This is a genomic window from Pandoraea sp. XY-2, from assembly GCF_004193915.1.
GTDB lineage: Bacteria > Pseudomonadota > Gammaproteobacteria > Burkholderiales > Burkholderiaceae > Pandoraea > Pandoraea cepalis.
In genome coordinates, this window is record NZ_CP030849.1 from 2,551,512 (window position 1) to 2,566,305 (window position 14,794).

The following is a 14,794-nucleotide window of genomic DNA, read 5'->3' on the forward strand; positions in this document are numbered from 1 at the left end:
CCGGCCAGGAGGGCAAGCGCGCGTCGGCGAGCGCCCCTGCGCACGCCTGTCACCTCGCGCGATCGATCGCGAAAAGTTGCTCGTGGCGATGCTGACAAGCGGCACATCGCTTCGCCGTCGGATACGCCTTCAGCCGGGCAAACGGAATACTCTGGCGGCAATCGATGCAGATGCCGTACTCGCCACGGCGAATGCGATCGCGCGCCGCCTCAATATCCGCGAGTTGTTGGCGATAGTGGTCGAGCATGGCATCTTGCAGGCGTTCAGCGGTTTCCTCGTTCGCGAGGTCGGCGTCGTCGTGAGGCTCCGATGCCGCGAGCTCGCCGAGTGGCGGTTCGGTGGTGGCTACCGCCGCTTGAATGCGCTTTTCCTCCGTGTCCATCTGCGTCTCCAACGCGCCAAGTCCCGGGTTTTTGAGGCTTTCCATCGTTGGTCTCCCATCAAAGGCGCAGATCGGCATCGGATGGCGTACGCCGGCCTCGAGCGATCATCGGGGCCACCACCGCGCCCGCGACAGCCGCCAACGCGGCGATGGATGCCGCGGCCGCTACGCTCTGCCAGGGATGGTCGTGCACGTAATGGTCAGTGGTTCGCGCCCATCCCGACACGCGCTGCTGGCTCGTTTTGCGCAGCGTATCGAGCTGTGCGGTCAGTTGCTGGAGCCTGGCAGTGAGTGCGGGACGCGCTTCGTCGGATGCCGGATTGGCTTCGTCGGCGATATCCCGCAGCAACGCCTTGATATCGGCAAGGAGGGCCTCAGCGTCGTTGACCAAGGTCTGACGGTGATTCATGAATTCAGTCCGAATGTCGTTCATCTCTCGCTCCCATCGAATTCGACAATGCGCCGCCGTGGTCGGCGCGGGCCAGGTTCACTATAGACATCTGCGCACGGCGTGCCATGACATGGCGCAAATCGGCGTGATCTTCGTGTATGGGGTTCAGGGGAGACGACCGCCCGCCGGGGCTACATCGTCTTTTTGAGCATGGCGCGCAGCCGGGACAGCGGGCGGGTGTTGAGGACGTCGGCGGCCTCGAGCCAGCCGCGTCGGGCCTGCATGAGGCCCAACGCCAGATGGTTGAAGTCGGCCGTGCGGTGCGCGTCCGAGGCAATGCTCACCCGCACACCGCTCGACTTCGCCAGCCGGCAGCCGGCGTCCCACAGGTCCAGTCGGCGCGGCTGTGCGTTGGCTTCCACGAAAGCACCGCGCTCGGCAAGCGCCTGGAAAACGCGTGCGGCGTCGAACCGGCAAGCGTCGCGCTCGCCGATCAAACGAGCAAAGGGATGTGCGAGGATACTGAAGTGCGGATGGTCGATCGCCCGCAACAGCCGCGCGGTCTGCTTGTCGGCGGGTAAATCGAAATGGCTGTGAACCGCGCCAACGACCAGGTCGAGCCGCCCCAGCACAGCGTCGGGAAGATCGAGCGATCCGTCTTCCAGGATATCGACCTCTACGCCCTTGAGAATCTCCGGCAATCCGCCCTTTGCATTCAGCGCGTCAATGGCGTCCGACTGCGCGGCGAGACGGCTGGCGCTCAGCCCATGCGTGATGCCCAGACGCGGCGAGTGATCCGTGATGGCCAGGTACTGAAGCCCTTGACGGCCGGCCGCCATGGCCATGGCTTCGAGGCTGTCGACACCGTCGCTTTCGTTCGTGTGAACGTGAAGATCGCCCCGGATCTCGCGGGCTTCGACCAGGCGCGGCAGTGTGCCATCGCGCGCCGCCTCCAACTCCCCGGTGTCCTCTCGCAATTCCGGCGTAATCCATGGCAAGCCGAGCGCCTCGTAGATCGACGCCTCGTCGCGGCCAGCGACTTTTCGCCCTTGCCGGAACACACCATACTCGTTCAGTTTCAGCCCGCGTGCCTGCGCCATCTTGCGAAGCGCCACGTTGTGCGCCTTCGAACCGGTCAGATAAACGAGCGCCGCGCCATAGCTCGACGCGGCCACCACCCTTAGGTCGACCTGCATGTCGTTCATCAGCACCGTACTTGCCCGCGTGCTTCCGGCGGAGATCACCGACCGCGTCTGATCGTAGGCGAGGAACGCGTGAATCACGGCTCGCGGCCGGCCGGAAGCCACTGCGATATCGAGGTCCCCCACCGTATCCCGCCCACGCCGGTAGCTGCCCGCGACCGCCATCTCCTGCGCCGCGCCGGTTGCACGGAGATACGCCATGAGGGGGTCGACGGCGCGCATCGCGATATCGAGGCTGAAGCGGCGGTGCCGGTCGAGCCGCGCCTGCACGGCGTCAAGCAGGCGCTGTTCCGTGCGCGGGCCGAATCCGGGCAGCGTGCCAATGCGGTGTTCGCGGGCTGCGGCGGCCAGATCCTCCATCGTATGTACGTCCAGGTCGTGCTCGAGCCGGTGTACACGACGCGGCCCCAGGCCCGGCAGACTGAGCAGCGATTGAATCTGTCCAGGCGTTTCTCGGCGCAGGCGCGTCAGTAGTTCGCTTGCGCCGGTTTCGGCGATCTCGCGCATCTTTCCCGCGAGATCGGCGCCGATGCCCGGCAGTGTAGTCAGGTCGATGCCGCGCGCCAGCAGGACACCCACGTCTTCGGTCAGCGCACCGATCGACCTGGCCGCGTTGCGGTAGGCCCGAACCCTGAACGGATTCGCGTTTTCGACGTCGAGGAGGTCGGCGATTTCGTTGAAGATCGCAACGATCCGGTCGTTGGTCACGCCCGCGCGCGGTACCACGGTGGCGGCAACTTCCTTCGTGATAATTTCAGGCTTCTCAGAGGGTTCTTTCACGCCTTGACTCCAGCAGACATGGGGCGCGACACGCAGGACACCGGCTATTGCATAGGCGATGCGTGGGCCATTAGCGCGAGCGCAGGCAGGCGACGACCTCGTCATCGCTGACTTGGGGAAATTTTCGGTAGAAGGCGCCCACCGCGCTGAAATCGGCCGGTGTCTCCAGACAGATCACTTCGTCGGCATAGGGCGCGATGTCGCGCAAGGCATCTCGCGGCGCCACCGGCACCGCGCATATCAGTCGTGCTGGCCCGAGCTGTCGTACCGAATGCAACGCCGCGATGATCGATGCCCCCGTGGCGATGCCGTCGTCCACGACAATCGCCAACCGGCCGTCGGCGCTCGTGCGCTGTCTTCCCGGCGTAAAGCGGGCACGGCGACGCCGGAGGGTGTCGAGTTGCACCATTCGTTCGTGTTCGACATAGGCACTCTCGCCGCCCGCCAGCTTCGCGTATGGCGTCAGGTACGTCCAGCCGCTCTCGTCCACGGCGCCGACCGCCAGTTCGGGATTGCCGGGAGCGCCCAACTTCCTCACCAGCACAATGTCCAGATCGCCGCCGAGGGCATCGGCCACGATGGCGCCAATCGGCACCCCACCGCGTGGCACGGCCAGGATCAACGGGTGCTTGCCCGAGTACGCATTGAGTGCCTTGGCTAGCTGGCGTGCGGCATCGGCCCTGTCGATAAATGGCATTGACGTTCTCCTCGAACGGCGGCTGAGCGCCCCCATAAGATCATCCTAGTCATCGGGGCAGGTGCCGGTTTAGCCAAGGTCAAGCATTCCCGTCAGGTGTTCGCACGAAACGGTCTGCGTAAGGATTGCCTGACACGGGGCGTGCGTCTGCCTACAGAGATCTCAGCCGCGCCTGCTTTCCCCCCGACGCGGGTGTCGCGATACTGGGTTTCAAGCCCCTACCCCGAAGACAAAACATGCCACTTGAGGGCAGCGCCAGACAGTGCGCGAGTGTGGGTAGGCACATGCAGGAAGACAACCGGAACATTGGGCGCCCGGGCGCGCGCAATCGGTGCATGCAGGCCAATGGCTGGCCGGGAGATGGCGATGTACGAATCACATTTTTTGGCCCACGCCGAGCGTCGCTTCGGTGCCGGCGAGGCGTTTTCGACGGTCAATGACGGCATGTCGAGCGGGCTGATCGCGCATCCCCCCGCCCAATGCGGCACATGCGTATTGCGACACCTCTGTGTTGCGTCGAAGCTGAACGACCACGATGCGGCACGCCTGAAATCTGTGGTGCGTACCTGGCGGATGGTCCGGCAGGGACACGCGCTTTACCGGACCGGCGATTCGTTTCAGAGTCTCTACGCGGTCCGCTCGGGGTCGTTCAAGACCGTGGCGCAACATTCGCTGGGGCGACAATACGTGTCGGGATTTTATCTTCCCGGCGAACTGCTCGGGCTGGACGGCATCGTCGCCGAGTCACACCCCTGCGATGCCTTCGCCCTGGAAGATAGCGCCGTCTGTGTGATTCCATTCCAGCCCCTGGAGGTGCTGTGCCGCGAATTGACGCCGCTCCAGCAGCATATTCACCGGCTCATGAGTGCCGAGATCGTTCGAGAGACGGCGCAAATGGTGTTATTGGGCAGCATGAGTGCCGATCAGCGGGTCGCGACCTTCCTTCTGAATCTTTCGAATCGCTTCGAGCAGCGGGGGTACTCGCCCCGCGAGTTTACATTGCGCATGACGCGCGAAGACATCGGAAGCCATCTCGGCATGAAGCTCGAGACGGTCAGCCGGTCGTTATCGCGGTTTCAGCGCGGTGGCTTGATTCTCGTTGCGGGAAAGCGGATTACGCTTCTGGACCGCGACGCGCTTGGCGCATGCTGACGATGCCGACGTGAGGGCGGTCGAACGTGCGACGCCACGCCATGCGAGGCTGGTCGCGCAGACGTCAGAGGTTATCGCCCTCGTCGAAGAGATGATGGCGAAGCGCGTAGCGCACCAGTTGCACCTCATTGGGCATCTGCATTTTCTCCATGAGACGCATCTTGTAGGTGCTGACGGTCTTGGGGCTGACACACAGCGCATTGGCGATGGTGGTGAGCGGTTCGCCACGCACCAGACGACGATAGACTTCCAGTTCGCGGTTGGACAGGCGCCGATGCGGCACGTCGTCGCCATTTCCCTGGAAGCTCGACGCCAACTTGCCCGCGATCGACTGGCTGACATAGGTGCCGCCCATCGCCACATGGTTGATGGCGGTGACGAGTTCGTCGGCCGCGCTTTCCTTGGTCAGATATCCTGCAGCCCCCGCCTGAAACGCACGCACGACGTACTGCTCCTCCGAGTGCATGGTCAGCACCAGTATGCGCAACGCCGGATGGGAATCGCGCAGCAGCCGGATCAGTTCCAGACCGCTTCTTCCCGGCAGCGACAGATCGAGCAGCAATACGTTGGGAGAGCAATCGTTGACCATCAACGGGATCGCAGCGCCGTCCGCCGCTTCGCCGACGACGTCAAACATGCCCGCCCCCTCCAGGATATGTTTGAGTCCGTCTCGCACTACGGCGTGATCGTCCGCGATCATGATACGCGTCATGCCTTGCCTCCGAATTTGGTGGCAACCGCTTCCCTGAGGGCTGCCCGGCAGAGCCTTCGATTCGCGTACCCAGCGACACCGACGAGGCGGTGGCACGTTGCGGATGACCCGCAGCCGTCCGATCTTGAGCTATTCAGTGACCCACGCCCCCAATTTACGGCGGGAATCACCGAGCGCAAACCACCGCTCGGGATTCGCTTATTCAACGGTTTGCGAGTGCGCTTCGGACCCGCAGTCGTTCTTCTATTAACTAAAGCGCATTTCTCTCAGCTTTCAAGAGATATTACCGTCCAGGATCGGCAGGCGTATCAGCCGAAAAGATGAGAGGAATCCTTCCAAACAACCCATGGGAAGCACGATCCGGCGGTATCGCATCGAGCAAGTGCGCCCAACGGACAGTTCGTCCCGGCACGCGGGAGAATCGCAGCGAATCCGAGCGCGAAGACGACCTGATTTGCGAATGAAAGTCGTCAATCCATCGACCACACGCTTGGCACAGCGGGATGCCGTTTATTGGCGCGCTGGCGGCGTCGATGCGGTTTCGCGCCACGTTTTCAAGACGCTGCATCGTGACGAATTGACTTGGGTCATGGCGCCTCCCCGCACCGGCTAATAAATGCCGAATACAGACGCGCTCGTCAATCCCTCCGGATCGTGCCAGCGATCCCAAGTGTTTATGAGGTTCTCATGTCTACGCTGCGACAACATTACAAGGCATTCGTCATCGAAGCTCACGCACAACTTGTCGGTTGCGGCGGATTTGCCGTACCGAGCCACGATCGGCGCTATCTGCCTGTGGCGATCGTGCGCGGCGCAACGGCAAGGCACGACGGCTCTCTGTCGGATGACGCGCCGGCCGAAGGCGTTGTGATTCAGATCACATTGAACGAGCGGTTGGACGCAGACCCCTATCGCGCGCTCCGATGCGCGATCGATTATGCGTGTCAGGTGATCGACGGGCTGCGGTCGCCCGAATTTGAAGATATGCCGCGCGGCGTCGCGTTCATCCCGCTTCCGCAAACGCTGCACTAGTCCGCCTCGCGAGGGTGCCTGAGCGGCACCCTCACATGCCGCCTGTGCGGCTTACTGAATGGTCAACTCCCGCTGACCGGCATCGGCCCGCTTTGGCAGTACCAGTTCCAATACCCCGTCGCGATAATTCGCAACGGCCTTGTCCCGGTCCACCGCCTGTGACAACGAGAAGCTGCGGTACATATCGCCTTCATACCGTTCCCGATGCACGAAGTTACCGTTGTCCTTCTTTTCCGTGGTGTTGCTGAGGTGCGCGCTGATGGACACCTGGTTGCCGTCGAGCGCGACCTTGATGTTTTCCTTGCTCACACCGGGGATATCGGCGCGTACGGTAAATTGCTTGTCGTCCTCTTCGACATCGAGCTTGATTTGCATACGCTTCGAACTCTCCAGCGCAAGCGGACGCCAGAACGCGTTACGAATGAGGTTCTCGAACGGTTCGTCGAAACTCAGTGGATCGAATCGGGTGAGGTTTGCCATGACTGACTCCGAGGGATAAGGGGCGCAGTGCGCCCAGGGGGCTGCGATCCATGTCGCACGTTGTCTAATCTAGTTCGCGAGCGCGCCGACGAATTGACTGACATCAAGAGAAACCTCGCCGGCGCTCATGAAATCGACGGCGCGACGGCATAACCGAGCCAGAGGGCGGCGATCACCAGCACGATGCCGGGAACGACGAGCCTCGCGAAACGTGGCCCCCCGGATACGAACGCGGCAATCCCCTTGACCATGGCATTTGTCGAGGCTCCGGCCAGTATCGGAAGGCCAACGTCGGTGACGCTGAGCCGGCCCTGTTCGGCCAGCGCGGCGGCACTGGCCGCGATGGAATGCGCGTCCGCCAAGCCGCCCACCAAGGCGACCGCCAGCAAGCCCGATCTCCCGAACCAATGCGAGAGCGCCCCCGAAGCGAACATGGCGACGGACACACTCGCGGTCAGCACCAACGCGGACTTCAAATCAATGGCGGTTCCAATGTGGACCAATTGCGGCGTGGCGCACCGGTTCGCGCGCCAAAGCGCCCAAAGGCCGTACGACAGCGCGACAACGGCGCCAGCGCCGAGCGGCAACGCAAGATGGAGCAACACGGCCGGGAAGACCGTACCGATCACAATGGCCAACTGCATCATGGTCGAGACGCTGGAGAGCGCGGCTCCCGCGACGGCGGGCAGCAACAAGGCCGGGTTTTGCCTGGCCTGCAGGCCCATCGCGCTGATGGTGGCGATGCTGGACGCGAACCCGGAAGCGAACCCCATGACCGGCAATCCCGCGTTCGGCCCAAGCGCGCGTTGGGCAAAATGACCGATCACGGCAATGGAGAGCATGACGACGGTGAAGCGCCATATCGTGGACGGATTGACCGAGTCGAAGGCATCGATAGGCCGATTCGGCAGGATCGGCAGGATCACGAGGGCAGCGACCGCGAGCAGAAGCACATCCTGCAACTCGGCTTCCGTCACGACGCGCGTCACGAGCCGATGCAAGTGAAAGCGCACCTGCATCACGCTCGCGACGGCCACGGCGATCGCGATCGTCAAGGCGGGGTGGCGTTGCGCCATCGCACCGAGCAGCAGCGTCAGCATCAGCGAGATCTCGGTCGTGATCCCCGGATCGTCGTGGGGACGCAGGTAGGCGGCGATCAACACGGCGCTGAGCGCCAGCACCACCGCGGCCAGCAGCCAAACGCCCCCAATGCCAAGGCCGCCGCCCCAGAACGGCTGTCAGCGCAAACGTCCGGATGCCTGCCGCCGCCCGCTCGCGGCTCGCCCCCTTGCGCCGCTCACGTTCGGCACCGATGAGCAAGCCGATCGCCAGTGCGGTCGCATACGGCAGAATGTCGAGCATGGCTTCGGTCATCGCGCGCCCGTTTATTTCGTTTAGTGCACGGTATAGCATAAGTGACGGGGAGCGTCGGCGCCGCGTCGTGGCGTGCGATGTTGATCGAACGCAATGGCGCTGCCCGCGTACCGTCTATGCTATTAACGATTCATCGATAAGGATCGCCGTGCCCGGCGACTTCGACCATGGAACCTGTCTCCCAACTGCTGTCGCCCCATGGCTTTCCCAAGCCATTCCGGCGGATCCTCGTTGCCGTCGATCCCAGTGGCGCGTCGCTGAACGCCATTCCGTATGCCGCCCATTTCTGTTCGCCGGACACGCAAGTGCTGGTCTTGGGATTCTTCGAGGATCCCGAGGCCTACCTGACGCCCCACTCCCGTACGCCGGCCGATGTCAGCGCCGCGTTCGACGAACTCCGCCGCGACGAACTCGTGGCGCTGGAGGGCGCGCAGGCGGTCTTGCAACGTACTGGCGCACAGGTGAACAAGCGGCTGCTCGGGCCCGCGCTGGGCAACCGCGAAATCTCGGCGGGTATTGCCCGAGTGGCCGAAGAATGGAATGCCGACCTGGTGGTCGTCGGCGCCGAACCGGCCGCCGGCATTGCCGCCCTGTTGGGTACCAAGGTCTCCGCCGCACTGGCCGAGCACACCCACCGCGCCATCCTCATGATTCCCAAAAAAGCGACTGAATCGTCGCTGCACCACGCGCGCCGGATCCTGTTTGCGGTCGACGGTAGCGAGGCATCGCTGCACGCGGTGCGCGTGGGGATGCAGGTGGCGCCGCCGCATTCGAGCCTGCTGGCTATTTATGTCGAGGACCGCGGGGTCGACGTGTCCGAATTGGAGGAATCCCTTCTCACGCCGGCGCCCAGCGTTCCCCATGCTGCAAATGCGCTCGCGCAAGCCTCGGCGATCATGACTGAACTGGGCGCCAAGGGGAACATCGAGCGCCGTGTGTCGCACACGCGCCTGGCGGAAGACGTGGCCGCCGCCCTGCTCCGGGAGGCGCAGGAATGGGATGCGGATCTCGTCGTCGTGGGCGCGCAGGATCGTCACGGGTTGTTCTCATGGTTCAACGGTCATGAGAACGAGCGGGTCGCCCGCGCGATCGATCGCCCGTTGCTGGTCGTCAATCAGGCGGGCTGACGCGTCGGGGCGAGACCCCCGCGCGTCCCCGGGTTGACCACACCGCCGCACGCCACGCACGCGCTATGGCGCGGGCGACTTGATGATGAGCACGGGCCGATCGGCACGCTGCAGCAGGCGGTTGGCCTCGCTACCGAGCGTGACGCGCGCGAGGCCGCGGCGGCCGTGCGATCCCGTGACCACGAGATCCGCGCCCACGCGCCGAACCTCCGTCAGCAGCCGATCGGCGATGTGCATATGGCTGTCCATCAACGGTAGCGTCGCGAAATCGGCCGCAACGCCCTCGCGCGCCAGAATGTCCAATGCCGCTTCCCGAACGGCCAGCGTCTCGGCGTTGAGCGCGTTCTGCATCTCGGCCACCGACGGCAGCGCTGCCGCCATCAAGGGGAAATAAAGTGCCGGGTCGACTTCGACGTAAGCGACGCGAAGGCTCGCCCCGAGCGCCTTGGCGAGCCTTGCGGCGTGGGTCAGCGCGGTTTCCGAGGGCGGACTGGCATCGAAAGCCACCAGTATGTTGCGGTACATGATTTCTTCCCCCTGGTTTTGCATTCCCCCAACCGCCGACGCCACTGCCATTCTCACTATTCGCAGCGACGTTTCGATGGAACGGTAACGATATCGGCATGACCAAACCCGCGGCTGTAGTCGAGCACCTGAAGCGCCCAACATTCAAGCTTCACAATGGTGGAGCGGCTCGAACCGTGTTCGGGAACGCGTGTCCACGCGTCTGGAAAACGCTCATCGAGCAGTCGCATCGCCAGTACGCGCTCGGACGATTCATCCGACAAGATTTCGGCAAAGGCGTGGCCCGACAGGGCCTTGATGTCCGGCCATCCGATATAGGGCTTGTAAAGACAGAACGAGACCTGTGCGGCGCGCTCGATATTCGCCATCTTGCGGCTATCGCGCCCGGTGGCGAAATAGATGTCGAGTCCGTGATGGACGAAACAAACGACATCGGACTGCGTGTTCCCGTCCGCCATGAGCGTCGCGAGCGACAACTCCCGGCACGAGTCCAGCACGTCCAGAATGACGGCCTCCAGGTCTGCGTTCATCAGGCCTCTCCTGTGTCTATCGTGTCCGCGTTGCGTGCGCCGCCCCATGGGCATCACCTGACGCGCTTACTCGACCGTTAGCCGATCCACGACGGCGCATACGCCATGCGTGGTCATGGCCGCGCCCCGGATGGCTTCCTTTTCCGCCAACGAATGGACCGTGCCGGTCAGCAGCACCTCGCCATTGCCCAGGACGGAGATGTCGAGGTGGCGCGCCTCGCGCTGCGCCTGACGCGCCAGCGCGGCGGCGATATGCCCGACAATCTCCGTGCGATGGGGCCCACTGAGCACCTTGATGTCGTTGATGACGCCCTTGACGCCTCGCAACGTACGAACGGCACTCTCGGCCAACACGCGCTGCGTGTAGGTCTCGACGTCGCCCGCCAGCGTGACCCAGCCGTTCTCGACCTTGACGTGCATGCCATCGTCCGGCAGGCCGGCGTGCCACTTCAGCACGGCAAGCGCGGCTCTTGCGATATCGGCATCGGTATGACGATCCTTCGACATCGGCACGACTTCCAGTCCGATCACAATCGCGCGCGCCCCCGCGACCCGCGCCGCGACGCGCTCGGCTTCGCACTTCTCAAAGAAACTCGCGACCTCGCCCGAGAGCGTGACAATGCCGTCGCGCACCTCGACGCCAATCTCGCTGGCATGAACGTTCGTGTCGCGCGCGAGTTCGTCCATCACGTCGCGCTGCAGTTGAGCATCAGTCTTCATGGGGTACTCCGTGCCACAGAATTGGGATGGCGCCATCGCAAACGTCGCTGACAGTTGCGGGTATCGCGCCGGGTTCTTTCACCTTAGCGCCTCGGTGGGCGCATTGCCGGCCTCTCTCAGCAGCGCTTGACCGACATCAATTTCATGCAGGACGTCACGCGCCGCACGCAAGCCGCGCGAGCTTGATTCGCATCAACCCGATGGCGGGAATCTCGCCGCCGAGCGGGCTGGCCGCGTTATAACAAAGCATGCCTGCGCGGCAATCCGCCTTGACGCAGGCGAATGCGCGGGTGACCCATGCGAGGAGGAAGGAAATGAGCTTACGGAGAATTTGTGTCCACATAGACGACACCGCGACGAGCGCGGCACGGCTGCGCTTCAGCGGGCTGCTTGCCCGCCACCATGACGCCAGTCTCGCGGGCATCTACGTGCCCCACCGCCCGGGCGCGGTGCATTCAGGACAACGCGAATCGTCTGGAGACCACTACCGGACGGAGGGGCGCGCTCAGACGGCGTTGCACGCGGCCGAGCATTTGTTCCAGGAGGTTTGTGCCGAACACGATATCGCCGGAGACTGGCATGCGCCGTTCGGCGCGCCGACGACCATCCTGTCGACCTTCGCCAAAAGCACTGACCTGTGCATCGTCGGTCAACCCGACTCGCCGGGTGGGGTCGCCGCCCTCGGTGTCGATGGCATCGGCGACATCGTCGTCTCGGCGGGCGTGCCGGTGCTCGGACTTCCGCACAACGTGACGCTGCCGCAGGAAATCCGGCGCATCGTGATTGCCTGGAACGGCTCGCGTGAAGCCAGACGTGCGATCGGCGACGCCTGGCAACTGCTCGGACGCGCACAGGACATCTTCGTCGTCGGGATCAATCGCTCCCCGGCTGGCGACGATCCGTCACTGACCGATATCGTGCACCTGCTGGAGAAACACGGATTGCGCGCGAAGCCGGTGTCGGTCCGACAGGATACCGAAGCCAGCGATGGTGTTCAGTTGTTGGCCGTTACCGAGGAGTACGAAGCGGACTTGCTGGTCATGGGCGCCTACGGACACGGTCCGACGCGTGAACTCGTGTTCGGTGGCGCAACACGCACGGTGCTCAAGCACATGTCCACGCCGGTGCTGCTGTCTCACTGACGTGATCCTGCACTGCAGTCGTCGGCGCGCCAGCGCTGTCGGCTGCAGTGGCTTCCCGCCGACTACTACATCAGCAGCATCGCAAGAGCCGCCGCGCCCATCACCCCGGTGGCCATCCATCCCAAGGTGAGAATGGGCCAGCTCGCCGTGTATTTACCCATCACCGATTTCTTTGAGGCGAGCAACAGCACAACGACCATCAGCGGCACCGCCACGACACCGTTGATGACGGCACTCCAGAACAACGCCTTCATCGGGCTGATCGGCGAATACTGAATGCCGGTGGCGGCGAGCAAGCTGAGCGCGATGATGCCGTAGAAGCCCTGCGCGGCGCTGGGCTTGCGCTCGAGCCCCTCCTTCCAGTGCATAGCCTCCGCCATCGCATAGGCGCCGGACCCTGCCAGCACCGGCCCCCCTATCAGACCCACACTCACGATCCCGACGCTGAACAATGCATACGCCAGGTCGCCGGCCAACGGCCGCAACGCACTGGCCGCCTGCGCCGCGGTGTCGATGCCCCGGATACCGCTCGCATGGAGCGTGACGGCCGTTGCAAGGATCACGAAATAGGCGGTGATGTCCGAGTAGAACATCCCCGTCCAGGTGTCCCATCCGATTCGCCGAAGCTCGCCGCTGGCGGCAACGGCGGCCACGTTGTCGTCCTTCAACGGCAGTGCCGCAGGGTTCCTTTCCATCTCCTCCACCTCCTCCGACGTCTGCCAGAAGAAGAGATAGGGGCTGATGGTCGTTCCGAACACTCCGACAACGACGGCCGCGCTGGCCGAATCGATGGTGAGATCGGGCCACAGCGTACGCATTGCCACCAGTCGCCATGGCACATGCACCGTCAGCAGGACGGCCGCGTAGGCGAGCAGCGACACGGTCAGCCATTTCAGGAAGACAACGTAACGGTGGTAAGGCACGAAGACCTGCAGGAGCAGCGAGCCGAGTGCAAAGCCGATGGTCATCCAGTGTCGATCGATGCCGCTGGTCAGTTCCGCCACCTCGCCCATCGCGGCCAGATCGGCCGCAATATTGAGCGTATTGGCAAAGAGGAGCAGGACGATCACGCCGCGCAGGACGATCGGCGGAAATGACGTCCCGATATTGGCGGCAAGCCCTTTGCCCGTGACGCGACCGATGCGCGCGCAGATCAACTGCATGGCCGCCATCAAGGGGAACGCGAGCGGCATGGTCCACAGCATGTTGAATCCATACTGCGCGCCCGCCTGGGTGTAGGTGACGACACCGCTCGGATCGTCGTCCGCGACGCCCGTGATCAGCCCGGGGCCCACTCGCCTGAGCGGATGCTCGCTCAGTCTTTTGCGCAGCCCCTGAAGCCAAATCGACGACCGCGCACCCTGTGTTTCCAGCCCCATTCCCGCCCTCGCGACTCAAGACGCCTCGCGCGCCCGCCCTTGGCGCGAACTCGTAATTTCGGGCAACGTCACACTTACGAAACCACCGATTCCAGGGCGCGCCTTGGCGCGTGGGCCTGCGAGGGGCCTCGGCCCACGCGCAGCAGGATCTGCGGATAGTCCCCGCTGCCTGTCATGGCACCGATAGCCGAGCGCAATGTCTCGACTTCGATCGGCTGGTTGAGGAACGAGGCATCAAACCCCTGGGACGTGAGCGTCAGTAACACCCGCTGCATGGCCTGACCGGCCAGCAACCAGTTTTCAGGGCTGTCCGAGCGCGTTGCGAGACACACAAGCAAGGGCGAGCCCTCCACAAGACGGCGGTGGCTCGCCGCCAATCCGCCGCCGACGTCAAATGTGCGCACAACAGTGGCCAGGATCGGCGAAGCGAAGTCGAGCAGGCTTGCTGCGCTTGCCGAGTAGCTCGCCATGCCGTCATCGCGCCGCGCGGCATTGACCCACAACGCCAGTTCGCGGCGAAAGCGCGGATCCCCCAGTTGGATTCGATCCGCCTGATCGATCAGGTCCGCCAGTCGCAAGCGCTCTGCGTCGTTCGCTATCGGGGCGAGTTGGGCGCCTTCCGCCTCGGCCGCCGCCTGTAGCGACGCGATCGTCGCTACAGGCACTGGCGCCGGGTCGAAGGCCTGACGATTGGTCACCCGATTGGGGATGGCCGCGAACAGCGTTGCAATCTGTCCGTCCACGAACCCCTCGTCCGAGATTTGCACACTCGCGAGCACGTCGGGCTCGGCGCTCGAGGGCATGATCCGGATCACATACGGACAACGGAAGTGGCTAAGGGCGACGCGCAGATTGAACACGGCCGCCCCGCAACTGATCGCCAGCTCGCGGTCATAGGTGTCGCTGACCGGCAACGCCCGGGTGCGGTCGGCGCACAACAGGACCGTGTCGTCGCTGAGCACGAAGCGCCAAGGCTGCGTGTTATGCGTGGAAGGCGCGAGGATGGCGTATTGCAGGCAGAACCGCAGCCGTTCTGCGGCCGTCGCGGTCTTGGCGAATGCCTGATCGTCGACGGTCCACGCCTGGAGTAAGTTGTCCTTGGATCGGGGCACGAGAGCCTCCTTCGGTGTAGGGCACGACGACGCGGGTACCGCGACGTGATATCGGCC

The 14,794-nt window shown here is 63.9% G+C and carries 17 protein-coding genes; 5 read left to right on the forward strand and 12 right to left on the reverse strand.

All coding sequences use genetic code 11. The features are described from left to right. Nucleotides 1-49: 49 nt before the first annotated feature. The 4 genes from DRB87_RS11605 to DRB87_RS11620 all read right to left on the reverse strand — a co-directional run bounded on the left by DRB87_RS11605 (nucleotide 50) and on the right by DRB87_RS11620 (nucleotide 3,452). The gene (locus DRB87_RS11605) at nucleotides 50-427 is read right to left on the reverse strand and encodes a TraR/DksA C4-type zinc finger protein (protein ID WP_130026000.1); all 378 of its coding nucleotides are present in this window, start codon (nucleotides 425-427) and stop codon (nucleotides 50-52) included. Between the two features lie 13 nt (nucleotides 428-440). Further along, nucleotides 441-815, reverse strand: coding sequence for a YqjD family protein (locus DRB87_RS11610; protein ID WP_130026001.1), 375 nt, complete (start codon nucleotides 813-815; stop codon nucleotides 441-443). A 149-nt stretch (nucleotides 816-964) separates the two neighbouring features. Continuing rightward, complete coding sequence (gene polX, locus DRB87_RS11615; RefSeq protein WP_240755954.1) at nucleotides 965-2,755, reverse strand: DNA polymerase/3'-5' exonuclease PolX; 1,791 nt, start codon at nucleotides 2,753-2,755, stop codon at nucleotides 965-967. 70 nt (nucleotides 2,756-2,825) lie between these two features. Beyond that, on the reverse strand, nucleotides 2,826-3,452 hold the full coding sequence (locus tag DRB87_RS11620; RefSeq protein ID WP_130026002.1) for a phosphoribosyltransferase: 627 nt from the start codon (nucleotides 3,450-3,452) through the stop codon (nucleotides 2,826-2,828). Between the two features lie 366 nt (nucleotides 3,453-3,818). Here DRB87_RS11620 and DRB87_RS11625 point away from each other — a divergent pair, with 366 nt between their 5' ends. Then, nucleotides 3,819-4,604 (forward strand): helix-turn-helix domain-containing protein, encoded by a 786-nt coding sequence (locus DRB87_RS11625; RefSeq protein ID WP_130027839.1) that lies wholly within the window; start codon nucleotides 3,819-3,821, stop codon nucleotides 4,602-4,604. 64 nt (nucleotides 4,605-4,668) lie between these two features. On the opposite strand, the gene DRB87_RS11630 is transcribed toward DRB87_RS11625, so the two are convergent. Beyond that, on the reverse strand, nucleotides 4,669-5,316 hold the full coding sequence (locus DRB87_RS11630; RefSeq protein WP_130026003.1) for a response regulator transcription factor: 648 nt from the start codon (nucleotides 5,314-5,316) through the stop codon (nucleotides 4,669-4,671). 460 nt (nucleotides 5,317-5,776) lie between these two features. On the opposite strand from DRB87_RS11630, the gene DRB87_RS23045 reads away from it, so the two are divergent. Beyond that, complete coding sequence (locus DRB87_RS23045; RefSeq protein ID WP_165385287.1) at nucleotides 5,777-5,929, forward strand: hypothetical protein; 153 nt, start codon at nucleotides 5,777-5,779, stop codon at nucleotides 5,927-5,929. Nucleotides 5,930-5,970: 41 nt separating this feature from the next. After that, the gene (locus tag DRB87_RS11635) at nucleotides 5,971-6,348 is read left to right on the forward strand and encodes a hypothetical protein (protein ID WP_130026004.1); all 378 of its coding nucleotides are present in this window, start codon (nucleotides 5,971-5,973) and stop codon (nucleotides 6,346-6,348) included. 51 nt (nucleotides 6,349-6,399) lie between these two features. Here DRB87_RS11635 and DRB87_RS11640 read toward each other — a convergent pair whose 3' ends face one another. Both DRB87_RS11640 and DRB87_RS11645 read right to left on the reverse strand, forming a co-directional pair. Continuing rightward, nucleotides 6,400-6,828, reverse strand: a complete 429-nt coding sequence (locus tag DRB87_RS11640) for an Hsp20/alpha crystallin family protein (protein ID WP_130026005.1) — start codon at nucleotides 6,826-6,828, stop codon at nucleotides 6,400-6,402. Between the two features lie 125 nt (nucleotides 6,829-6,953). Continuing rightward, nucleotides 6,954-8,009, reverse strand: coding sequence for a DUF4010 domain-containing protein (locus DRB87_RS11645; RefSeq protein WP_130026006.1), 1,056 nt, complete (start codon nucleotides 8,007-8,009; stop codon nucleotides 6,954-6,956). A gap of 360 nt (nucleotides 8,010-8,369) precedes the next feature. Between DRB87_RS11645 and DRB87_RS11650 the strand changes: the two genes are divergently transcribed. After that, entirely contained in the window at nucleotides 8,370-9,329 is a 960-nt protein-coding gene (locus tag DRB87_RS11650; protein ID WP_130026007.1) for a universal stress protein, read from the forward strand. A 63-nt stretch (nucleotides 9,330-9,392) separates the two neighbouring features. On the opposite strand, the gene DRB87_RS11655 is transcribed toward DRB87_RS11650, so the two are convergent. From DRB87_RS11655 to DRB87_RS11665, 3 genes are all read right to left on the reverse strand, one after another. Continuing rightward, nucleotides 9,393-9,854, reverse strand: a complete 462-nt coding sequence (locus DRB87_RS11655) for a universal stress protein (RefSeq protein ID WP_165385288.1) — start codon at nucleotides 9,852-9,854, stop codon at nucleotides 9,393-9,395. Between the two features lie 56 nt (nucleotides 9,855-9,910). Continuing rightward, nucleotides 9,911-10,384: a pyridoxamine 5'-phosphate oxidase family protein gene (locus DRB87_RS11660; RefSeq protein WP_165385289.1), complete on the reverse strand. Its 474-nt coding sequence runs from the start codon at nucleotides 10,382-10,384 to the stop codon at nucleotides 9,911-9,913. 66 nt (nucleotides 10,385-10,450) lie between these two features. Next, the gene (locus DRB87_RS11665; RefSeq protein ID WP_130026010.1) at nucleotides 10,451-11,104 is read right to left on the reverse strand and encodes a BON domain-containing protein; all 654 of its coding nucleotides are present in this window, start codon (nucleotides 11,102-11,104) and stop codon (nucleotides 10,451-10,453) included. A gap of 314 nt (nucleotides 11,105-11,418) precedes the next feature. Here DRB87_RS11665 and DRB87_RS11670 point away from each other — a divergent pair, with 314 nt between their 5' ends. Beyond that, nucleotides 11,419-12,246: a universal stress protein gene (locus DRB87_RS11670; RefSeq protein ID WP_165385290.1), complete on the forward strand. Its 828-nt coding sequence runs from the start codon at nucleotides 11,419-11,421 to the stop codon at nucleotides 12,244-12,246. 65 nt (nucleotides 12,247-12,311) lie between these two features. Here DRB87_RS11670 and DRB87_RS11675 read toward each other — a convergent pair whose 3' ends face one another. Together DRB87_RS11675 and DRB87_RS11680 are read right to left on the reverse strand one after the other, a co-directional pair. Beyond that, nucleotides 12,312-13,625: an NRAMP family divalent metal transporter gene (locus DRB87_RS11675; protein WP_206100012.1), complete on the reverse strand. Its 1,314-nt coding sequence runs from the start codon at nucleotides 13,623-13,625 to the stop codon at nucleotides 12,312-12,314. Between the two features lie 74 nt (nucleotides 13,626-13,699). Next, nucleotides 13,700-14,737, reverse strand: a complete 1,038-nt coding sequence (locus DRB87_RS11680) for a nitroreductase family protein (protein WP_130026012.1) — start codon at nucleotides 14,735-14,737, stop codon at nucleotides 13,700-13,702. Nucleotides 14,738-14,794 lie beyond the last annotated feature (57 nt).